Raw genomic sequence first — 22,352 nt, 5'->3', positions numbered from 1 at the left:
CTGGCTGCTAGACGGGCAACCAATTCCCTGTCATTTTATGCCTGAACAATAAAGATCACATCCTCCGTATATGCTGGATATGCCACACTGTGATAGATGGTAGAGGGTGAAAAAATCCCAGCAGCAACATTCCTCGTCCGTTAACGCCAATATGGAAAAATGGCTGACGATTGTCTCTGTTTCTTTTATTTCCTTAGTCGCATTTGAAACGCTCGCCGTTGCTACTGCCATGCCATTTGTAGTCGAAATATTGCACGGGGAACACCTCTACGCGTTAGCTGCCGGGATTACGCTTGCCACTCAGTTAACAACGACGGCACTTGCCGGAAAATGGTGCGACGCCAAAGGGCCACGGCAATGCCTCATGGCAGGTTTGAGCCTCTTTGCTGCTGGATTAATTATCGCTACTGCAGCACCGACGATTGAGGTCTTAGTTCTTGGGCGGGCTGTACAGGGATTCGGTGGCGGTCTGATTATTGTTCCGCTGTACGTTTTTGTCGGTAATTACATTCATCCTTCTCGCCAACCGCGAGTTTTTGCCTCCTTTGCCGCCGCATGGGTGCTTCCCTCACTCATTGGCCCATTCATCGCTGGTCTTTTCGTCGATCATCTGCATTGGCGGTTAGTCTTTGGCTTCGTTCCGGCGTGCCTCATTCTCGTCATCCCAATTTTGGCCCGCTTGCTGCGCCGTTTTCCCCCACTTCACGATCCGCTGCCGTTTACTGGTTTAACGCGCATATTGACTTTGGCATGTGGGACGGGCGTGTGCATTGCCGCGCTGCAGATCATATCGGGGATTAAGACCACCACCTTTTCCTATCTCCTAATCGGAGCGATTATCGCGCTATCAGTCCTGGCTTTTATCTGCGTGCGCCCATTACTCCCGCGCGGAACGCTCCTGGCTCAACCTGGGCTGGGAGCAAGCGTAGCTATGCGTGGAATCCTCAATGGAACGTATATCGCGGTTGAAGTGTATCTGCCGTTAATGCTGAAAAATTTACATGGCTGGAATCCCACCCAAGCTGGACTGATTATGACCACTGGCGCGGTTACCTGGGCCCTTGGATCATGGGTTCAGGGGCGTATCACCTCTCCTGAGTTACGACGTCAACTGCCGATCCTTGGCCCTATCTTGCAATTATTTGGAACGTTGCTGACGCTATGTGCGGCTTCCCCCTCGCTACCCGGAATCCTCGCTGTTTTTGGCTGGCTCATCGCGGGTTTTGGAACTGGACTTATTTATCCCGCATTGACGGTTCACGCTCTTGCATTAACAGAGCTGAGCGAACACGGAATCGTCTCCTCAGCCATCTCCATTATGGATAGCATGGGAGCCGCATTATTCGTTGCCTACGCCGGAATCATTTTTGCGATCCTCGCCTCGTGGGGGCTCTGGGCCTATGCGTCAGTCATTATCAGTATGTCGATTATCCTCGTAGCGGCATTGTGGGTCGGACTGCGGGTGGATATGGGGCGCACGTCGTCGCCATCCCAAATACAATCGGAGAAATAGCAATAGCAACAACTACATTGCGGATTTATTGGTTGACGGTAAGACAGTTCACCATCAACCAATCGCTAGCTTTCCACCGAGAGCAGTAAACTTAAAGACGCTCGTGCCCAGCGCATGTACGCGCACGGACGCAGAGTTTCGACATACCAGAAAGCAAACACGTGAATTTCTCTGATCTGCAATTGCCCTCGTCCATTCTTCAAGCCATCACCGCTCTCGGATTTGAACATCCGACCCCCATCCAAGAACAAGCTATTCCCGCACTGCTGTCTGGTCAGGACGTCGTCGGTGTCGCGCAAACTGGTACCGGAAAAACCGCCGCTTTTGGGCTTCCTATGCTCACCCACGTTGTTGCTGAACGGCCTGTTGTTCAGGCGCTGGTGCTAGCTCCGACGCGCGAATTAGCCATGCAATGCGCCGAAGCGATTGATTCTTTTGCGGCTGCTACCACCGACCTTTCCGTTGTTGCGGTGTACGGCGGCTCCTCGTATGTACCGCAAATTTCCGCGTTGCGGCATGGCGCTCAGATCGTTGTCGGCACGCCAGGGCGAGTCATTGACCTTATTGACCGTGGCGCATTGAGCCTGGAGCACGTCTGCTATTTTGTGCTGGATGAAGCAGACGAGATGTTACGAATGGGATTTGCTGAAGATGTCGATACCATCGTTCGCGCACTACCTGAAACGCGAATCACCGCGCTGTTCTCTGCCACTATGCCGGAGTTCATCCGCCGAGTCGCTGCCGAACATATGACGGACCCGCTGGAAATCACCGTCACTCCACCAGCCTCCACCATCGACACAATCCACCAAACCTATGCCGTTGTGCCCTCACGCCATAAGATCGGCGCATTAGCTCGGGTACTAGCTACAACAGAAGCTGACGCGGCACTGGTTTTTGTGCGCACGCGAGTCAGTGCCGAAATGCTGGCCATTGATTTATCTACCCGTGGCGTGCAAGCCGCAACCCTTTCCGGGGACGTCCAACAAAAGGATCGCGAAAAACTCGTTGAACGACTGCGTACCGGCACCTTAGACGTTCTAGTGGCAACCGACGTTGCAGCCCGTGGCTTAGATGTTGAGCGTATCGGGCTGGTAGTGAATTTTGATGTACCGCGCGAACCCGAAACCTATGTGCATCGCATCGGTCGCACAGGGCGAGCTGGGCGTAGTGGCACCTCGTTAACCTTCGTCACTCCGAAGGAAAGACAGCGCTTACGCCGAATTGAGCATGTTACTGGCGCACAGTTAGAACGTGTCGATCTACCCACCCCCGCTGAGGTATCAGCGTTGCGGGCGCGCAAAGTTATGGAACAAGCCCGTCAGCGGCTCACCGCTGGGCGGCTGACGGTCTATCACGAGATCCTGGCCGAGTTTGAGGCAGCTCATGATGATGAGGTATCTCGTGAGGATCTCATCGCAACCTTATTAGCGTTGGCGGTACGCGATCCTGGACCACGGGATGACGATGAACCAGAAACGCTCACAACATCTTTTGATGGCGAGCGTTCGCAGCGTTCTGCCCGAGGAGGCAGGCGAGGGCGCGGTGAGTATGGCGAGGGGCACGATAGGCGTGGGCAATCTAGCGGTCCGCGTCGAGTGACCTTTACTGGTCATGGCACTATGTATCGCGTTGACGTCGGGCATAAGGACGGCGTATCACCACGGGCGATTGTCGGGGCAATTACCGGCGAAGGCGGGTTACGCGGCTCGCAGTTAGGGCGAATTGATATTTATCCGACGTTCTCGCTTGTCGAACTGGAAAATGAGATTGATCGCGATACTCAGCGCAAGATCGCGAAAGCCCGAGTGAGTGGTCGAATGCTTAATATCCGCAAGGATACTGGGCCGCAACATCGCGATGACGGTGCTCGCCACAGCCATATTTCGCCCGAGACCAGACGCGAACCACGAGAATATACGGGAACACCTCGGCATAAGAATAAGAATGGGCACAGTAGCGGCGGATATGTTGGCGCGAATACTCGGAGCACATTCGGGCGTAGCGCGAGCGGGCATGGCTCTAAAGAACGCAATAACACCAGCTATGGCGCGAAGAAACATAGTGCGAAGAGTTACGGCACCAAGGGGTATGGCGTAAAGAAATATGCCGGGAAGTCCACTGGCGCTGCTTCCCGCAAAGCTAAAAGCCACACTGCGGGAAGCAGCGGGAGCCGGTCCCAACATGGAAGCACCGCAAAATTCTCACACCGATACGCGCGCCGTCATTCGCGCTAATGCCTAGGGGCGGGGTGTGCCCCACCAGATATGGCACACCCCGCCTCACCTAAGTGTTGTTACCCGCTGGCATTTTGAGCATTGGAGCGCACCTAAACAGCCAGATGCGGATGGTGCGCTATGCACATTAGCCACATAACTTTGAGTTTTCCGCGAAAACATGAGGCTAAACGGAACTGTCCTAAGCTGTTTAGCGATACGGCATTGCGAGCGCGCACATAACACAATGCGATACGGGTTACCTCTCATCCGACTGATGGTATCTAATTTTCGTCTTGAAATCCTTTACGTCTCCAGGTTCAATAACCATTAATTCCTGGTCATGCATTGCCTGTCGGCGCCCTCCATCGCGCGCGGTAGAGGGCTCTACTCCGAGCACATTTACCGAGACATTCGGATCACGCCACAGCAATAGGTATCGCCAGTTAGCTGAGAGCGGCTCCACGATCAGCTCTCCCACTCCCCTGCGGCTAACACTGATTGGCATTAATGTGCCATCTGCGCCATATCTCCCGTAGTATCCCACCGTCTCTTCTTCCGGATAATGGCTCATAGTTAACGCCCTGGGCAGATCGCCGCTATCGTCATTTTCGTCTCGCCACCCTAGGAATGGCAGCGAGCCCGATAGCTGAGTTCCATTGTTGATAAGCGGTTGGCCAATATTTATATGGTGACGGAACATGATATGGGTGGGTGACGTTCCCAGATTAACAATGTGATCGTGGATTGTTAGCACCGGTCGCATGACGTCAAATTCCAGCACTCGCGTCATGCCCAAAGGGACCTCACCTAATGGAGCATCCACGATCTGTGCATGAATAACGATTTTATCTGTCTCACTGGCAAATCCCTGCGGAGAAATGACCTGGTAGGAACGGACCGGAATCATTGATATGTTCCCATGCAACCCATATTCCACACCATCTACCTCTGATGGCATTCCGATGGATCGTAGTCCACAGGTGGCTAGTAGCCCGCCACCGAATGTATCTTTCCAGCGGCTTTTAATGGAGCTGCGCCGCGCTGAGGCGTAATGACCTCCCATGTTTTGCCACGATAACGGAATGTCCCCTGCTTGAGCCCATCCAATATCGCCTCCACCGTCTAAGTTAATATCCGCGCTGATTCCACGAGGATTACGAATTTCTAGCCATCGATTCCCACCTGCTGGGCCATGCGCTTCTACTACTTCGCGGATACTGATTTGCCGAACGTCAATAAAACCAGCAGAATTCATTGCCTGCCGCCCCACCGCTGATGATCCTCAGCCATATTATTCGTCTCCCCGCACTGCCACATCACTAATACGGAGGTTTCCAGCAGCAATCGCACAGATGAGAACCACTCCGAGTAGGACGTACTGCCAGTATGAGCCCACACCGAAGAGATTGAGCGCATTGGACAGTACCGCAAAGAGTAACGTACCAAATACAGTGCCCAGCAAAGTTCCTTCCCCGCCACGCATGGAGGTCCCACCAACCACCACGGCAGCAATAACACTCATCTCAAACCCAATTGACATATTGCCTTCCGCTGACGCTAACCGACCGGCAATAAAGATTGCCGCTATCGAAAAACCAATACCGGAGAGCATAAAAGCCAGAATTTTTGTGCGAGTGATAGGGATTCCAGCCAACCGGCTTGCCTCTTCATTAGAGCCGATTGCTCGGATATGCCGCCCAAAATATGTGCAGTGCAGTAACCAGCCGCAGAATAATGCGAATATCAGAAAAACGATAAAGCTCATCGGTATTGGCCCTACAGCGCCTGTCGTTAACCTACGGAAATTCTTTGAGGGAATGGCGACAACCCGCCCATGGGTGAGAATGAATGCTGCGCCAAGAAAGAGATATAACGTCCCTAGCGTCCCAATAAATGGTGGAATTTTCATAATGGCAACGACAAAACCGTTCACCAGACCGAGGCTAAGACCAATGAGTAAAGCCACCGTCATTGCTAGCCCTACTGTGGATTTCGGAAGGATGTATGCCATCGTTATCGCACTGATTGCAATAACTCCGGCAACGGATAAATCAATTAACCCAGCAGTGATGAGAATCGTCATGCCACATGCGCAAATCCCGGAAAAGGCTGCGCTAACGAGAACGTTATTAATATTACCGGCTGTCCAAAAGGCTGGACGAAAAATCCCAATGCATATACCCGCTGCGACAAGCCCCAACGGTAGGTACAGACGCTTGCCGTATCGCGAAAATAAAAGATCTCTCGCTCGGGTCCAATACGATGACGGCATGCTTGCGCTGCGATTATCCATTACTTTCCCCTTCCGTATAAAAGTTTTTTCACCGCTGCGCGCTGCGCACTATCAACACCCAAAGCAAAAATGAGCAGTGCTCCCAGCGCAACATACTGGTAAAAAGAGGGAACATTAAGAAGATTTAATCCAGAATTTATGGTGGATAGGAGCACGGCAGCGACAAAGGTGCCGAGCATCCGAGGTCGCCCTCCAACCATTGAGGTACCACCGAGCACAACAATAGCAATTGTCTGCAATTCCAGCCCGGTAGATATTGAACCGTTAACGACGCCGAGCTGGCTCGCTATCAGAATTCCTGCGATCCCAGAAAAGATCCCTGCCAGAGCGTATCCGCAGACGATGACCTTCTTTACTGATATTCCATTATCTTTAGCTGCTGAGGGATTCGTCCCTACCGCGACGATATGTTTCCCAAAGGAAGTGTCGTTCATGATAAGCCATGCCGCTGCTCCGGCAAGCACAGCAACGACGAAGGGCTGTGGGAGGAAGAGCAGGTGTGAGGGAGCAAAGTTTCGGAAGGACTGAGATTCGATCATGATGGGAGCTCCAGCAGTAAGGAGCAGCACTGCTCCCCGGAAAATGCTCATCGTGCTTAAGGTTGCAATAAAGTCAGGAACTTTCAACGCCGTAATAATTAGCCCATTAAAAATTCCTAATACCAGGCCAATACCTAGACCGATGAGGCCGCCCAGGACGAATCCTGCCTCGTTGACAGCCAGCGCAACCGAGCATGCGATCAGCGCTTGAGCCGAACCGACAGATAGATCGATTCCTCGCATAGCAATGATAATCGTCATCCCAAAACCAACAAGAGCAAGAATTCCGGAATTCACAACTAAGTTGGTGAGATTAGCTTTAGAGGAGAAGTTGGGGACGGCAATAAAACACAAAGCGAATATCAACACAAACGGGATACCGATTCCGGCGTTTTGAAGAATACTGCGAGCACGCTCAGCCCGACGAAAACGACGGATGGAATCTCGCCTTTGAGATTGAGCCGCGTCGAGTATTACCTGTTCTTTAGTCTCATTCATCGTCAGTACTGCTTTCTAAACTCTGCCCCACGCATGCGGCGATAATTGCTTCTTCGTTCACTGATGTACCGCTCAATTCCGCCACGCAACGCCCCGCGAAAAAGACCAGACAGCGCTGTGCCACTGCCGCAAGCTCACTTGCATCCGAGCTTGAGATAAGAACGCAAACGCCACTGCGGGCAAGCGCCCAAATCAATTCATAAATCTCTGCTTTGGCTCCGACATCTACACCTCTAGTGGGCTCGTTCAAAATGAGAATCTGACACCCAGATAGCATCGCCCGACCTAGCAAGACTTTTTGTTGGTTACCTCCTGATAGCTGACCAATGAGCTGTTTTCCTGAACTGACGCGGATATTCATCCGCTCACGCAACTCGTTAAATCGAGTATTTTCTTCAGTTTTCGATGGCAGTATTCGGGATCCTCGTGGGAGATTTCGGCGCTTTCGAGATAACATCATGTTTTCTCGGACATCAAGATGCGTAATAATGCCCTGCGTTTTGCGCTCCTCGGGGAGCATAAAAATTCCGCTTGCAAGCGCATCATAATTTGACAATATGTTTTGCGTCTGCCCATCAATGCTGAGTTTTCCGCTGAGAATGGGGCGTTCACCAAAGAGTGCGCGAACAAGCTCGCCTCGCCCTGATCCAACTAATCCGGCAATACCCAGTACCTCTCCGCGACGCACCTGCATATTTAATGCTTCGTATAGCCCCGGAACTTTTACCTGATCTAACTGCAATAAAACCGGATCATCCCCCGTTTTATCGGTACTGCGAACATAATGCATCGGTTTCTTGCCAAGCATATGCTCCACTAATTTTTCTTCAGTTATTTGTGCAATCTCTTGTGTGACGATATGCCGCCCATCACGCAATACCGTCACGTTATCGCATAGGGAAAAGATTTCATCTAACCGATGCGATACATATACGATCGCTTTTCCACTATCGCGAAGCTTTCGTACCATCGCATGTAAGCGTTCTACTTCTGCATCATGTAACGCTGCCGTCGGCTCATCCATAATGAGTACGTCAAAGTCCATTGATAGCGCTCGAGCAATTTCAACAAGCTGTCTATCTGCCATCGTTAACGACGAAACTGACGCATACGGCGAAATATCCACGCCTAATTCCGCAAGAACTCTTTCAACAACGGCTTTCGTCCGTGTTTTCGACACAAAACCACAGCGACTTAGCTCGTGTCCGAGCAAGATATTGTCTGCCACAGTTAACTCTGGAACCAGACGGAATTCCTGACTGACGACGGCAACACCTGCATTTTGCGATTCCAAGGAGTTACGAAATCTCTTTTCCACACCACGAATTCGCACTCGTCCGGAGACTGGACGCTCAATCCCGGCGATGATTCGGATCAAGGTACTTTTACCGGCACCATTTTCTCCCACGAGAGCTCTAATTTCACCAGGTCGGATGGCAAGCGACACACCTTTGAGGGCTTTAACGCCAGGATATTCTTGAACGAGATCTTCAGTTTCGAGTAGATACTCCATTTTCAGCTCTTTCTTGGTGGGTAGAGGATATTAAAACCTCTACCCACCGCTCGTTTTAGAAGCTATTTTTGCTCTGCTCTAGAGGCCTGGAACTGTGCAATATTCTTCGAATCAACAAGCTCAACGGGGAAATAAATTGTCCGTTGCGCTTCGTCGTCATAAGCCGGAGATTTACCAGCGAGGAAATCCAGGGCAATCTCAACAGCTTTACGACCTTGCCCATAGGGATCTTGCGCGATTGTGGCCGTCATAAGGCCTTTTTGGATGAGATCCAATGCCCCTTTCGAACCATCGAACCCAATTAACACAAATCCATTAGCCGTCGATTTCTTCGCAGTTTCTAACGCCCGTTGCGCACCTATCGCGGAATCGTCATTAGCCGCATAGATAGCCGCCAAATCCGGATTAGCTGACAACATATCTTGGGCTGCGCTAAAACCGCCATCAACCGTATCATTGCCATCTAAGGAAGCGACGACTTCAAAGGCGTCATTGCCCGCTAATGTTTCTTTAAAACCGGCGACGCGCTGCTCACCAACAACAGAGCCGGGGTGTAGTTCAATGACTCCAACTTTATGTTTGCCTTCTACCGAGGCAAGCTGCTCCATAAGGTACTTCGCAGCAACAACTCCGCCTTCGTAATTATTGGAAAGTAAGTAAGCATCGTAGTCTCCAACTGCGCCAATATCGGCAACGATAACTGGAATTTTTGCCGCATGGGCCGCGTCAATAGAGGCCGGAAGCGCATCTGGTTGAACCGGCGTGATGACCAGGGCAGATACCCCCTGATTGACCAGATCTAGACTGCCAGAAACCTGGGCTGATTGATCTGACTTCTGATCGACGATAACCGCTTCAACGCCTTTTTCTTTCGCCGCGGCTTGAACGCCTGCAGAATATGACTGCCAATATGGATTTTGCAGGTCATAAACAGAGTATCCAATCCGCAGCGGTTCCTTTTTATCAAATTGGATCCGCTCATAGCTTGAGCTCGTTCCACCGTTAGAAGCGCCCTTAGCTCCAGGGCTATCATCAGCGCCACTTGCACACCCGACAAGCGCAAGGCAAGCTGCCCCGATCACAGCGCATAACCGAACAATTTTAAGATTTTTCATCGCTACCATCCATAAAATTAATGACGAATATTTGCTACTAAACGTCCTGAATGTGCCTCAGGATCGAGAAAATAGTTGTCATGAAGTTGACGCCATCCATCAAATGGCACTGGCTTATCTTTTGCCGCTTCAGTAGGCTCATGGCTGTATGTCGAGATCTCTCGAACAACAAGGGGCACCGAAGCATCCTGAGGGCAACGGAACGCATGCAGATGCTGGCGATGTAGCACGAACTTCGGATCTGCCGCCTCCAGGCGAACAAAATTCGTCAATCGTTCGTAGCTCGCTTCGCGCCCCTGCGGTAGCGCAACATCTGTTGGCCAGCGATCCCCTGGGGGCATGTGTTCAAAGGAAAGGGTCTGTTCTCCTGTATCTACCGGAGTATCACAGTAAAAGACGTCCATCTGCCCCATGACCACCTCATAACATTCGGTTTTATACAGGTGATAGTGCGGCGGGCAGAACTTTCCTGGATGTAGGATCATGAGTTTGTCGCACAGCCCAGAGTACGGCGCATACGCCTCGGCCGATGCAGGCAGTCCATCAACTGCTGCCTCATTGAGCGCTTCAAAAATAATCATTATTTCGTATGGGACACCAGACCATAATCCAGACTCGAAAGCAGCATATTGGCTGGGGCCATAGACGATTCCCGCGCTGTCATTCACCATCGAAGGATGTATCGGATACCGCAGTGCGCGGGCCAAGGCAGCAGCATCTCGAATCCAATCCTCATATTCACGACGCGTCACATAATCTCGCATTATTCCTCCACGAATCTTGCATGTGCACCTCTTATACGAATTCCCCCGCTCTTCATTGAACCGGTTCATTCTTGTGATGAATATTACCACGCCATATTTTTCGTGCAAGCGTTTTAACGCAATTAATGCAAAGCTATGGCAATAAAGTTTCTTAGCCCACCGCAGAAGTAGAAAGTCGATCAATCAATTCTGGTTCAAAAACCACGCTGGGAATATCTCCCTGTTCGCGCTCCTGCAGGAGAAGCTGCGCCGCTTCTACCCCCAGTTGAAACGAAGGCTGACGAATCGTTGTCAATGGCGGATCGACGAGAGCAGAAAATTCCGAATCATCGTAGCCAACAACCGATACTGACTCCGGTATCGCAATCCCCTTCTCTTTAGCGGCTTTAATAACACCTAAAGCCAACATGTCATTGGCACACATAATGGCCGTCGCTATGCCCTCGTCAAAAACCCTAGATGCCGCCTGTGCTCCCTCATCCATCGTGAGATCCTCGACAAGGACTTCAGAAAAACTAATCTCGTTTTCATAGCCACTATCAACAATCGCTTTATAGGCTCCCTGGTAACGTTCCAAACACCAGGGCACAAAATGCGGACCATTAATAAAAGCGATATGCCGATGCCCCATATCAAGCAGATGTTGAATACCGATCTGCGCACCTCGCAAATCATTCGTTCGCACAGAAGCGATGTCCTTATCTGCCATCGCCGAAACCAAAATCAGACCAAACTTTGTTTTACGTTGAAAGTAGCTCCACTCATCTTTCTGCTCTGCAATCGGAGCAACAATAAGACCGTCAACCCCCTGAGATTGCATGGAACGCAACTGCTCTCTTTGCCGAAATTTACTTTGACGCGTTGAGGCAACGATCATAGTAAGCCCCTGGGCGTCGATTGTGGCCTCAATTCCTCGTAAAACCGAAGCCCAATACATATTGCCTACGTCAGGAACGATAACCCCAATCAGCCCCGAGCTGCCTCCGCGTAACTGACCCGCAGCCCGCAACGGCACAAAACCCAACTCATTCATCGCGTTTTGCACTATGCGCCGCGTCATCTTCCCAACTTTTTCAGGGCGATTCAGCACATTCGATACCGTTCCAATGGAAACACCCGCATGGCGTGCAACTTCGCGAACACCAACTGCATCTCGTCGTTGCACCACAAGATTCTCCCTATCTCTATCGTCACACTCGAACTAGAACAGTACTTTACCGCCCATACTTCGTTAGTTGGCCAAGCGTCTGGTAAATCTGCGCGTAGCATTCCAGCTCTTCTCGCACCGGAACCGAGATGTGGCGGTAGACCTGTTCTCCAATTGCCGCCTCTAGCCGTCGGCGCACCCGATCAATGGTCCGTTTTCGCCCCCGAGCCGCAAGCACTCGACCTACCAGCGCCAGGCCCCACCCCAGAAGCAATCCCCCGATCAGCAGCACAGTGGGCAGCGGGAATATTCCCCATCCTGGCACCTGCCCCAAACGTAACTGCAACGTATCGGCAAACATGCGCAATATCAGCCATCCAGCTCCAATAAGTACACACAGCAAAGCCACGCATTGCATGAGATTAACTAGCGTCCACCAAACAGGCCGACGCCGATATTCCACATCGCTATGCACAATCACCGAATCCGTATCTGCAATAAAAGATTCTCTCCCCCGATCTGCTTTAGTATGCACCCACGCTCGCCACGTTTTCGGCAAACCTGCCACTGACTGAGCAATATACTCATGGAGTTGATTATCTGCATGCACCTGCTGAGCTGGAGAAACCCAGTGCCGCACCCCAGTCACCGGCGCGACCGCTTGCGAATCGTTCCCCACTATCCGCAAGCGATGTAACGGATTTATTTTGCGTCGTGCCAGCCAGCGCGTCACTGGCCAGCCAGTATTGCGGCATGCTCGCTGATAATAGGAATCGCCAGCCGCTTGGGCAACCACCTCAGCCCCACAGGCCTGCGCCCACGAGCGGGCAACTGGAGCAAGATCCACCGCGACATCGCGTGGATTAACTCCACCACTAGCTCGTATCTCCCCCAGGGCTGCCCGCGCCGCAGCTCTAATATCCGCATTTCGCCGTTCTCGAGCCGCCCATTGCCCAGCCGCTAGCTCATATATCTGGGCTCGCAGTTCACTAACGCCTTCTCCACTAATCGCCGAGGTCCCCAGGATATTAATATCCATTCCGTCAGCTTTCAATAGCCGACGTGCATCACCGAGCACTTGCTCGCGAGTCGACGCTGACAAACGATCAATATGGTTAAGCACAGCCAGGGTCACTTCTGCATGCTCACTGAGCTGAGAGAGATACTCCTCGTGGATCACCGCATCGGCATATTTTTGCGGATCAAGAACCCATACCACCACATCCACACATGCCGCCAAACGGGCCGCGATCTCGCGATTTGCTAACTCATGGGAATCTACATCTGGCAAATCAATAAGAACGAGCGGCGGCGCAGCCCGAAAGTCAGCGTTGAGTGCTGCGGAACGAAAATCCTCATGCGAAGCTGACGCCTCGGTTGCCGAATCTGTCTCGCCAATATGACGTGAATGGCGAGCAATTAGATGGCGCTCCGAAATGCCCAACCATTGCAGCAGCGGCCCTGCATCGACGTTACTGACCGCCAAAGCCCGAGATGTGGTGGGACGAAGTGGGCTCGTTCGAGCAATATCAGCTCCAAGGAGAGCATTAAAGAGCGAGGATTTCCCAGCGCCAGTTCCGCCGGCTAACGCGACGACGGTGACGTCATCACCAAACTGTTTACGCTTTTGCCCCTTGTGTAGCGTTGCGTGAAGCTGGCGTGAAACATCCGGTAACCGATCATCCACAAGCTCGATAAGCTGATCCAGCTTCTGTGGCTCAGTAAGCATTATCTCCTGCGCACTCATTGTTTTGCCTCTGTTTATGCCCGTTGCTCCGCCCGTGCGCACGCCAAATCGCGCACTGCTTGTTCAAATTCCGCACTGATCTGCGTATTTACTGCCAGCTTTGCAATAGCCCGCAGGTAGGGTTCGGATTCCTGATCGAGGAACTGGGCAACACGCTCATCGAGATTCGCGCGAGCTGCCCGAGCCATCCGACGAACAGCGTCATCGCCAAAAACGGCTTCAAGTACCCGTTGCGCCACCACGGCCGTTCCGCCAGCAACTGCGATTTCTCCGCCCACAAGCCCGCCTGTGGAAGCAAAGACGACAATAATAAGTGCCACGCCGATTGCATTGACTGAAAAGGCAAGCGCTCTTGCCGTAAATTTCTTCCCTTGACCTTCCGCGCGGATCATCTGGATCAAGCTCTCTTGCCACTGACGAACTAACTGCTCGCTCCGCTCACGCCGTTGAGCTTCATCCGGCAAATCACGTGCTACATCTCGGGCAATCTCAGCCGGAACGCCATGATTCCAGCTCTGTGTAAGGCGGGTATGCGCCGCATGAGTATGAGCCAGGATAAGGCTATGAAGATTATCCTCAATTGCCACTTCCAGCGGCGCAGTATCCACTTTGGCACGGAAAAATCCGGTCATCTTATCCCGTAGGCGCGATACCCCCTTTTCGAGTTTACGTGCCCATTCTCCCGTCCCGACGACATCCTGCCATCGCGAGAGCACCTCCCCACGCAACATTGACCCGTCAGATACTTCCGCGGATATCTGCTCCCGAGCTGCCCGAAAAGCCGAATCCACCTCGCCACGCATCGCCTCCATCCCAGCAATTTGTTCACGATATGCCGCGCTAAGGTGATGTGCAGAGGTGATAAGCGAATCCACCGTCCCATATAAGGTTTGCCGTGCGACCGCAGCCCGCTTTTGGGCATCTGCCGCCAATCCACCAAGCCATGAGCGAATCGGCTCCACCGCAGAGTCTGGCAACATCTGCCGCCCATCAAGGGGCTGCTCATAGACCATGAACAATGGCACCTCCCGCAATCCGCGCTCCGCTAACATTCGCTGCAGATCACTATGCACCTGTTCGGCAGATTCCGTCGGTACCCGATTAAGCACCACTGCGATAACAACATGACGATTAACTGCGTCATCAAGAACCGCCCACGGGATCGCGTCGGCATACCGCGCTGCCGTGGTAACGAATACCCATAGGTCAGCCGCTGCCAGCAACTGCCCAGCGAGTTGCCGATTCTCCACAACTACAGAATCAATATCCGGAGAATCAACTACTGCTAAGCCCTGCGGCATCGCAGGTGAGGGGCATACTTCCAGCTCCTCGTGTTCACTGGGATCGCGCTTAGCAGCATCATCAGGCTTGTGCCCGTAGCTCCCGTGCGCCGAGACCCGAGCCAGAGTCGGGAAAATTCGTTGTGAGGTGAACCAGGAGGCGTCCTGTGGATGGTGGACCAGGATGGGCCGACGAGTCGTTGGGCGAATCGCTGAAGCCTGCGCAACCGTCTGCCCAAGAATTGAATTCACTAACGTTGATTTTCCTGAGCCGGTGGACCCGCCAAATACTGCTAATAATGGCGCTTCCAAAGAGGCATATCTCGGAATGACGTAATCGTCGAGCTGATGAATCATCTCAGCTTGCCGCTGCTGCGAATCATCACTATTACCAAAGGGGAAACGCAGCATCTCTAATTTTTGCCGAAAGACGGGAAGCCTCGGCCCAATATCACTTTGCGCAATGCGAGGGCTATTCTCCATATTTGCCTCCATGTATCCCAAGCGTGGCGATGCGTATTCTTGCCGCACCACCCTCCTCAGATGATCGCCTTAGTTCCGAAAACTATTTGGCCACATCGGGTTGAACTGGGAGAATAGTGACTCTCAGATCGTCGCTCTGCGGCATCCAGGTGTGCGCATCGGCTGCCATTTGCTCACCAGAACGAATATCTTTGACGTGATCTCCCTCGTCAGTGCTGAACCATACGTATGGGATTCCGCGCCGGTCGGCGTAACGGATCTGTTTACCGAACTTTTGGCTATTCGGAGATACCTCTGTGGGGATTCCGCGAGCACGCAAGGCCTGGGCGGTGCGCTGTGCGTCGTGGCGTTGTTCTTCGCTGTTGACGGCGACCAGTACCGCAGTGGGAACGCACCGAGTTGGTGCCACCATTCCAGCCCCGATCACTCGAGCGAGCAACCGTGAAACCCCGATCGACAAGCCCACTCCGGGATAGGTCTTCTTGCCGTCGCTGACGAGCGAATCATATCGCCCACCCGAACATACCGATCCGAGATCCTCATGCCCAGAAAAGACGGATTCATACACGGAGCCGGTGTAGTAATCCAAGCCTCGCGCAATGCGCAGATTCGCCACCAGGCTGCCAGGGATTAAATCATTTGCCCCTTCCACCAGTGCCACCAGCTCATTTAGGCCGGTATCGAGTAGTTCGCTGCGATAGCCCAAGGCTAATACCTCATCGGCAAAAGAGGCATCCGAGGCGCAAATATTCGCCAGGCTCAGCGCCGCCTGGGCTTGCTCTTCCGTCGCCCCCACGCTTTCATTCAGCATCTCAACTACAGCTTTGGGCCCAACTTTGTCGAGCTTATCCATCACCCGCAGGGTTTGTTCAATATCGTTAATGCCCACAGCTTCGTAGAAGCCTTGTGCAACTTTCCGGTTCGACGCATGAATCTGAATACGCGGAATCGGCAATTTTGACATCGCATCTACCATGACAAGTGGCAGCTCAATTTCGTGATGGAACGCCAATTCCTCACTACCAACGACGTCAACATCTGCTTGGATAAATTCGCGGAAGCGACCATCTTGTGGGCGTTCGCCGCGCCACACCTTTTGAATTTGGTACCGACGAAAAGGGAACGAGAGTTTTCCAGCGTTTTCTAATACGTAACGCGCCAGTGGCACCGTCAAATCGAAGTGCAAGCCTAACTGTGAGTCAGCGCCAGAGACATCTTGCAAACGACGCAACAGATAGATCTCTTTGGACGTCTCGCCTTTGGAAAGTAGCTGCTCAACTGGTTCAACAGCACGGGTTTCAATGCTGCTAAAGCCGTGACATTCAAAGGTACGTCGCAAAACGTCGAGAAAGTGTTGCTCGATTATCCGATCGGCTGGAAGCCATTCCGGGAATCCAGAAAGAGGTGCGATTTTTGCCATGGTGTTATTGTTTCATGCCTTTGCTCGTGGTACTTAATCCTCAGCTCATCGCTTCATGCAGATATGGCGAGTATCGCACTTCATGGAACATCGTTGTTGACGGGCCATGCCCCGGCAAAATATAGGTTTCCGGCTTAATGACCTGCACCAAAAGTCGCAACGAGGCCATCATTTGTAACGGATCCGAACCAGGCAAATCAGTACGGCCGATCCCATTGCGGAAGATGACATCACCGCTGAGCATAATCGGCTCTGTGCGGCCCGTAATGTCAAGGGGGCATTCCGGATTCTCTGTGAGCTGACCATTAAACAGAAAGACGCTTGATCCTTCCGTATGACCCGGTGCAGGGAGCGCCCGCATAGGGATACCCGGCACGAGTTCGTAAGATGACGTGAACATCTGAGCGGGGATTTCGTGCAAGTTGATCGGTTTGCGCCACGGCCCAGCCCCTATGCGCTGCAACACTAAATCGCGACTGGGATCCGGTGGCATACTGGCTGTAGGATCGTCCATCCGATACATATCTGGTGCCGGTATATACACTGGTGCCTCACCTGCTACGGTTGCCACGTCATACACATGATCGGCATGCCCATGTGTTAGGAGGACCGCGCCGAGGTGCAGATCGTGCTCTGCCAGTGACTGGGCAACCCACAGGTGCGAGCCAGCACCTGGATCGACAACGAGCGCTTCGCGGCTTTTCTCGTCGGCGATGATATAGCAATTCGCTTGGTAGAACGTCCGATCATAGCTAATAAGAATCATAAGTGTGACAATACCGCAGCTATTGCACTGCATGCAGTCCAGCAAGCTTACAGCGCATACTTACATGGAGAGCGCAGGATAAACAGGAGACGTACTGGTTGTTTTGTAACGCGGCTGCGTGCGCTTCGCTTTGCTGCGCTTAATACTCTTATCGACGCGGGATAGTTATGGCCTGCACGCTGCCGGTACGCGCGGATCTTCTGGCTGTGTTACGAAAATTCTGGCTCTATCGCGAGGCGCTGGATAAAAGCCACAGTTCCGATGGCAATGCCACTAATTCGCGTGTAGCTCATCTATTCTGGCGATCCCTTTATCAGGTTACGGTTAGGTTAGCAGCCGTCTATTTTCTCTGTGCTAGCAGTTTTCATCGCATTTTCATCGCGCCTCGGCTCGCATAAATATCAAATAACATACATTTAACATAAAAAGACGGATAGACGATGTGGAAAATAAGACACACGCGCAACAAGCAAGTAGACTACCCATTGGACGCACGCGAACGGTGTGGCATCCGCCAACCCCGTCTATCGAGGAGAATCTCATGACCGAATCACATAACGACATTACGACACCACCGATCCCGGAAGAACGGCCGGAATCCCAAACAACTGCCCCTGAATCGGTCGAGTCTCCGCAGGTAACCGCACAAGAAACACAATCCGCTCCTGTTCCAGCGGCACAACCACAGGCAACGACGCCATCTGATTCAGCCCCATCTGACACTGAATCAGCACCACATTCACCGGCAACTGTGCCAGGCAGTGACGAAACAACCGATTCCGCTCCGGAAACTGATTCCACGGCAGCGGCCGCAAAACCGGAAACCGCTGCTGCAACTCCACCAAAATCAAGCCGAGTTGCGGCACCAGTTCCAGAAGTTGATGACGCAGCTGCCGCAGCCGCCGCAAAATGGGGGCGCGTTGACGACGAAGGCAACGTCTGGTTGCGTTCCTCAGGATCGGACGGCGAACGTATCGTCGGGCAATACGCAGTCGATGGCACAGAAAAGGACGCCCTCGGTCTATACGTCCGCCGCTACCTTGATCTAGAAAACCATGTGACGCTTTTGGAATCTCGAGTCAATAACGTCTCCCCCGACGAAATCGCCTCCTCCATCAAGTCACTCAATAAGCAGCTCGTTGAACCCGCAGTGGTCGGCGATGTCGAAGCATTACGGTTACGTGTTAAGGCCCTAGAAGGTCGGCTCGCACAACGCCGTGAAGAAGTCAAAGCTGAACGCGCCGCCGCGAAGGCAGCAGCTATCGAAGAGCGAACGACGATTGTGGAAAACGCAGAGAAGATTGCGGCTCAAGATCCAGCGCGCACGCACTGGAAGAACTCACGGGCAGCGCTAAATGATCTCCTTGACGAATGGAAGTACGCTCAGCGTCACTCCGCCCGCATTGATCGCCCCACCGAAGAGGCCCTATGGAAGCGCTTCTCTAGCGCCCGCACGACCTTCGACCGCCACCGCCGTCAGTTCTTCTCACAGAAAGACGCCGAACGCAAAGATATTGTCGCTCGCAAAGAAGCAATCATTGCCCGCGCTGAAGCTATTCAGGATTCCACGGATTGGGGAGCAACCTCTGCCCAGTTCCGCGAGCTCATGGCTGAGTGGAAAGCTGCTGGTCGCACCCATAAGCGCGATGATGACGCATTGTGGAGCCGCTTCTCGGCAGCGCAGAACCATTTTTACGATACACGTAACGCCTACAACACTCAGCTTGATGAGGAATTCGAGGCGAACCGCAGCAAGAAACTTGAGTTGCTAGAAGAAGCCGAAAAGCTGCTTCCCGTTACCGATATTGCCTACGCTAAGGAACAAATCCGCGCTATTGGTGAGAAATGGGATGCAATCGGTCGCGTCCCCCGCGCCGACGTGGCACGCACCGAGGGGCGGTTGCGCGAGATCGAGACTATTATTCGTAACGCCGAAAACGAGCGATGGAATCAGTCTGATCCGCAAAAGGATGAGCGCTCTGCCGGTATGGCCGCCCAGTTGCAAAAGCTGATCGACGAGCTAGAGACGCAGATCAGCGAGGCAAAAGCCGCTGGCGACGACAAGAAGGTCAAGGAGTACGAAGAAGCGCTACAAGCTCGCAAGACCTGGCTGTCGGCTGTTCAGGAAGGCTAAGCGCCGTTTTGCCACCCGGCGTGGCGTAACAATACACCATAAGCCCTGCACTCGATCGAGTGCAGGGCTTATCCACAGTTGTGTATGCTCCATTCGACTATATTGCAAGCCATGCTGATATAGAGGCATGACATTACATGTACTTCGCCCGCAGGATATCTCCACACAGCACCTCGCCGGCACCCTGGTTAGTGAAGGGCTCATGATCGAAGTCGGTGACATCGGGTACGTCGGCGTCGATCTTTGCCGCACCCCAGCCGGCCGAGCACGACTCCTCGCATTACGATTACCCGGCGCCATCTTTATTCGCGATAGTGCGCTATGGATACATACCGGATGGCACACCTCGTCATTTGCCACCGGGCAACACGTTGCCCACACGGCAAGCACGTTGCGTGCTGATGAGATCATTACTGTTGGCGGTCAGCAAGTTACCTGTCTAGAACGAACCGCAATAGATCTGCTCATTCACGACGAAGAAAGCGGTCTGGGATACTTATGCCTGCTTATCCGCGCTGGCGCACGCCTCAGTGACGTTACCCAACACGCAGAACAGATCCATATTCACGGTATTCGTCGAGTCCGACGCCTCCTTAATCAGCTTCCACCCGATCTCGGCTTGTTGGGTGATTCGTCGAACCCGTGATCCGGTAAGCGTCATAGACTCCCTCGATCTTGCGCAGTTCGCGCAAAACCTGCTGAAGATGATGGGTATCTGCCATCTCGAATGTGAAATTAAGTCGAGCAACCCGCTCATTCGAGGTCTTCATCGAACCAGTCAGCATATTGATATCGTGCTCGGATAGGGCCCGAGTAACATCAGCCAACAGCCCCTTGCGATCCAAGGCATCAATTTGCACCTGAACGAGGAACACCCCGCCTTCAGCAGAATCAGCCCAGCCAATATCAATAAAACGATCTGGCTCCCGCTCTAAGGATTTAATATTCGTACAGTCTGAGCGATGTACCGATATGCCCTTGCCGCGGGTGATAAACCCACGAATATCGTCCGGCGGCAGCGGAGTACAACATTTAGCGAGTTTAACTAATACATCAGCGTCTTCTGCATTAGAAACAACCACTGCCGAAGAACTTGAACCAATCTGGCGATGCTGGATGCGCGTCGGCGTCACCGCCTCTGCCAGCGTCTCTTCTACCCCACGGCGCCCACCTTGTGTGGAGATAAGCCGACGAACGATCGTCTCCGCAGACAGCGCTCCCTCTCCGATTGCCGCATACAGATCGGTAATATCCGTTCGCGAGAAATCCTGAGCGACCGCTTTGAGCGTCTCGTGCGACATCAAACGGTGTACTGGCTCATTGCGCCGCCGGATAGCTTTCGCTAGCTTATCCTTGCCGTGTTCAACAGCTTCCTCTCGCCGCGATCGGGTGAACCACGACTTGATCTTCGCACGCGCACGCGGGGTGGCGACGAAATCCTGCCATCCCTGAGACGGGCCAGCATCTTCAGCCTTCGTCGTAATAATCTCAACCGTATCGCCCGATTGCAGGCGATGATCGAGCGTAACCAAGACGTCATTTACTTTTGCGCCCACCGTGCGATGCCCGACTTCGGTGTGCACCGCATAAGCAAAATCAACTGGAGTGGAGCCAGATGGTAGCTCCATCACCTCACCCTTGGGGGTAAAGACGTAGACCTGATTACCCGAGATCTCATAGCGCAAGGAATCCAAAAACTCTTTCGGATCTGCCGTCTCGCGTTGCCAATCTACCAATTGGCGCAACCACTGCAACTGCGTATCCGCTTGGGAGGTCTCGCTTGCTTTGACCGCATTGGGATTTTCCTTGTAACGCCAGTGCGCAGCCACCCCGAACTCAGCTCGACGGTGCATTTCATAGGTGCGGATCTGGATTTCTACCGTCTTTCCGCCTGGGCCCAACACCGTGGTATGAATGGACTGGTAGAGATTAAACTTTGGTGAGGCAATGTAATCCTTGATGCGCCCTTGAACCGGAACGTACAAGGAGTTCGCAATACCCAGCGCAGTGTAACAATCCTGGATCTCTTCAACGAGAACGCGCACGCCGATGAGATCATAGATATCCTCGAAATCGCGCCCTCGTAAAATCATTTTCTGATAAATCGAGTAATAATGCTTAGGGCGCCCAGAGATCGTGCACTTGAGCTTGGCATTTGCCAGCTCTCGCTCCAGCTCGGCTTTCATCTGCGCAATATACCGCTCCCGTTGCGGGGAACGCTCTTGCACCATGCGTTCAATCTCGGAATACACCGCAGGGTATAGCTGTTTGAAAGAGCGATCCTCCAGCTCCCATTTAATCGAGTTCATTCCCAGGCGATGAGCGAGTGGGGCATAGATTTCTAGCGTCTCGCGCGCCTTACGCTGGGCCGAACCAGATTCGACGTATTTCCACGTGCGTGCGTTATGCAGCCGATCCCCCAGCTTAATGAGAAGAACCCGAATATCTTTGGCCATCGCGATGACCATCTTGCGTACCGTCTCCGCTTGGGCGGCGTCGCCATACTCAACCTTATCGAGCTTCGTCACTCCATCGACAAGTAGCGCCACTGTCGGCCCAAAATCCTTAGTGAGCTGTTTCAGGGAATAGCTGGTATCTTCCACAGTATCGTGCAACAGGGCGGCCACAAGGGTATCTTCATCCATTCCCAACTCAGCCAAAATAGTTGCCACAGCAACCGGATGGGTAATGTAGGGCTCGCCTGACTTACGCTTTTGATGGGCGTGAGCGTGTTCGGCAACATCATACGCACGCAAAATCCGCTGAATATCGAGCTTTCGATTTCCTATGGCTGCCATAAGAGGCTCGACTAGCGTCGGATACTCATTCTTCCGACCAAGCCAAGAAAACCGCGAACGGATGCGCGGCTCTGAATCATGTACCGAACTGTTTTCCATGACGGGGATTATACGCCACTGTGG

At 52.8% G+C, this 22,352-nt stretch carries 16 protein-coding genes; 4 read left to right on the top strand and 12 right to left on the bottom strand.

The genetic code is table 11. The features are described 5' to 3' along the window. Nucleotides 1-106 precede the first annotated feature (106 nt). Both ACLHIL_RS02075 and ACLHIL_RS02070 read left to right on the top strand, forming a co-directional pair. Nucleotides 107-1,513: an MFS transporter gene (locus ACLHIL_RS02075; protein ID WP_411296286.1), complete on the top strand. Its 1,407-nt coding sequence runs from the start codon at nt 107-109 to the stop codon at nt 1,511-1,513. Nucleotides 1,514-1,674: 161 nt separating this feature from the next. Then, entirely contained in the window at nt 1,675-3,750 is a 2,076-nt protein-coding gene (locus ACLHIL_RS02070) for a DEAD/DEAH box helicase (RefSeq protein WP_411296285.1), read from the top strand. A 238-nt stretch (nt 3,751-3,988) separates the two neighbouring features. On the opposite strand, the gene ACLHIL_RS02065 is transcribed toward ACLHIL_RS02070, so the two are convergent. From ACLHIL_RS02065 to ACLHIL_RS02015, 11 genes are all read right to left on the bottom strand, one after another. Continuing rightward, the gene (locus ACLHIL_RS02065; RefSeq protein ID WP_411296284.1) at nt 3,989-5,002 is read right to left on the bottom strand and encodes a DUF4432 family protein; all 1,014 of its coding nucleotides are present in this window, start codon (nt 5,000-5,002) and stop codon (nt 3,989-3,991) included. 21 nt (nt 5,003-5,023) lie between these two features. After that, entirely contained in the window at nt 5,024-6,004 is a 981-nt protein-coding gene (locus ACLHIL_RS02060) for an ABC transporter permease (protein ID WP_411296357.1), read from the bottom strand. A 20-nt stretch (nt 6,005-6,024) separates the two neighbouring features. Continuing rightward, the gene (locus tag ACLHIL_RS02055) at nt 6,025-7,062 is read right to left on the bottom strand and encodes an ABC transporter permease (RefSeq protein WP_411296283.1); all 1,038 of its coding nucleotides are present in this window, start codon (nt 7,060-7,062) and stop codon (nt 6,025-6,027) included. Beyond that, nucleotides 7,055-8,575 (bottom strand): sugar ABC transporter ATP-binding protein, encoded by a 1,521-nt coding sequence (locus ACLHIL_RS02050; protein WP_411296281.1) that lies wholly within the window; start codon nt 8,573-8,575, stop codon nt 7,055-7,057. The genes ACLHIL_RS02055 and ACLHIL_RS02050 overlap by 8 nt, the downstream gene beginning before the upstream one ends. A 62-nt stretch (nt 8,576-8,637) precedes the next feature. Further along, nucleotides 8,638-9,690: a substrate-binding domain-containing protein gene (locus ACLHIL_RS02045; RefSeq protein ID WP_411296280.1), complete on the bottom strand. Its 1,053-nt coding sequence runs from the start codon at nt 9,688-9,690 to the stop codon at nt 8,638-8,640. Nucleotides 9,691-9,707: 17 nt separating this feature from the next. Continuing rightward, the gene (locus ACLHIL_RS02040) at nt 9,708-10,454 is read right to left on the bottom strand and encodes a hypothetical protein (RefSeq protein WP_411296279.1); all 747 of its coding nucleotides are present in this window, start codon (nt 10,452-10,454) and stop codon (nt 9,708-9,710) included. 151 nt (nt 10,455-10,605) lie between these two features. Then, entirely contained in the window at nt 10,606-11,622 is a 1,017-nt protein-coding gene (locus tag ACLHIL_RS02035) for a LacI family DNA-binding transcriptional regulator (protein ID WP_411296278.1), read from the bottom strand. Between the two features lie 46 nt (nt 11,623-11,668). Then, nucleotides 11,669-13,348: a dynamin family protein gene (locus ACLHIL_RS02030; protein ID WP_411296277.1), complete on the bottom strand. Its 1,680-nt coding sequence runs from the start codon at nt 13,346-13,348 to the stop codon at nt 11,669-11,671. 14 nt (nt 13,349-13,362) lie between these two features. After that, nucleotides 13,363-15,111, bottom strand: coding sequence for a dynamin family protein (locus ACLHIL_RS02025; RefSeq protein ID WP_411296276.1), 1,749 nt, complete (start codon nt 15,109-15,111; stop codon nt 13,363-13,365). 82 nt (nt 15,112-15,193) lie between these two features. Beyond that, nucleotides 15,194-16,531: a histidine--tRNA ligase gene (gene hisS / locus ACLHIL_RS02020; protein ID WP_411296275.1), complete on the bottom strand. Its 1,338-nt coding sequence runs from the start codon at nt 16,529-16,531 to the stop codon at nt 15,194-15,196. 40 nt (nt 16,532-16,571) lie between these two features. Then, nucleotides 16,572-17,297, bottom strand: coding sequence for an MBL fold metallo-hydrolase (locus ACLHIL_RS02015; protein ID WP_411296273.1), 726 nt, complete (start codon nt 17,295-17,297; stop codon nt 16,572-16,574). A gap of 541 nt (nt 17,298-17,838) precedes the next feature. Between ACLHIL_RS02015 and ACLHIL_RS02010 the strand changes: the two genes are divergently transcribed. Together ACLHIL_RS02010 and ACLHIL_RS02005 are read left to right on the top strand one after the other, a co-directional pair. Then, entirely contained in the window at nt 17,839-19,431 is a 1,593-nt protein-coding gene (locus tag ACLHIL_RS02010) for a DUF349 domain-containing protein (RefSeq protein ID WP_411296271.1), read from the top strand. A 127-nt stretch (nt 19,432-19,558) separates the two neighbouring features. Next, a complete protein-coding gene (locus ACLHIL_RS02005) occupies nt 19,559-20,077 on the top strand; it encodes a hypothetical protein (RefSeq protein ID WP_411296270.1) in 519 nt (172 codons plus the stop codon). On the opposite strand, the gene ACLHIL_RS02000 is transcribed toward ACLHIL_RS02005, so the two are convergent. Further along, nucleotides 20,025-22,328, bottom strand: coding sequence for a RelA/SpoT family protein (locus tag ACLHIL_RS02000; protein ID WP_411296269.1), 2,304 nt, complete (start codon nt 22,326-22,328; stop codon nt 20,025-20,027). The genes ACLHIL_RS02005 and ACLHIL_RS02000 overlap by 53 nt on opposite strands. Between the last annotated feature and the right edge of the window lie 24 nt (nt 22,329-22,352).

Source organism: Trueperella sp. LYQ143, assembly GCF_046599595.1.
Lineage (GTDB): Bacteria > Actinomycetota > Actinomycetes > Actinomycetales > Actinomycetaceae > Trueperella.
This window is presented reverse-complemented; position numbering and strand designations above follow the sequence as displayed.

Bases quoted from the DNA above. Each gene is read 5' to 3' on its own strand.
- ACLHIL_RS02060 (WP_411296357.1), bottom strand. From the start codon at position 6,004: ATGCCGTCATCGTATTGGACCCGAGCGAGAGATCTTTTATTTTCGCGA.
- ACLHIL_RS02055 (WP_411296283.1), bottom strand. From the start codon at position 7,062: ATGAATGAGACTAAAGAACAGGTAATACTCGACGCGGCTCAATCTCAA.
- ACLHIL_RS02050 (WP_411296281.1), bottom strand. From the start codon at position 8,575: ATGGAGTATCTACTCGAAACTGAAGATCTCGTTCAAGAATATCCTGGC.
- ACLHIL_RS02045 (WP_411296280.1), bottom strand. From the start codon at position 9,690: ATGAAAAATCTTAAAATTGTTCGGTTATGCGCTGTGATCGGGGCAGCT.
- ACLHIL_RS02040 (WP_411296279.1), bottom strand. From the start codon at position 10,454: ATGCGAGATTATGTGACGCGTCGTGAATATGAGGATTGGATTCGAGAT.
- ACLHIL_RS02030 (WP_411296277.1), bottom strand. From the start codon at position 13,348: ATGAGTGCGCAGGAGATAATGCTTACTGAGCCACAGAAGCTGGATCAG.
- ACLHIL_RS02025 (WP_411296276.1), bottom strand. From the start codon at position 15,111: ATGGAGAATAGCCCTCGCATTGCGCAAAGTGATATTGGGCCGAGGCTT.
- hisS (WP_411296275.1), bottom strand. From the start codon at position 16,531: ATGGCAAAAATCGCACCTCTTTCTGGATTCCCGGAATGGCTTCCAGCC.
- ACLHIL_RS02015 (WP_411296273.1), bottom strand. From the start codon at position 17,297: ATGATTCTTATTAGCTATGATCGGACGTTCTACCAAGCGAATTGCTAT.
- ACLHIL_RS02010 (WP_411296271.1), top strand. From the start codon at position 17,839: ATGACCGAATCACATAACGACATTACGACACCACCGATCCCGGAAGAA.
- ACLHIL_RS02005 (WP_411296270.1), top strand. From the start codon at position 19,559: ATGACATTACATGTACTTCGCCCGCAGGATATCTCCACACAGCACCTC.
- ACLHIL_RS02000 (WP_411296269.1), bottom strand. From the start codon at position 22,328: ATGGAAAACAGTTCGGTACATGATTCAGAGCCGCGCATCCGTTCGCGG.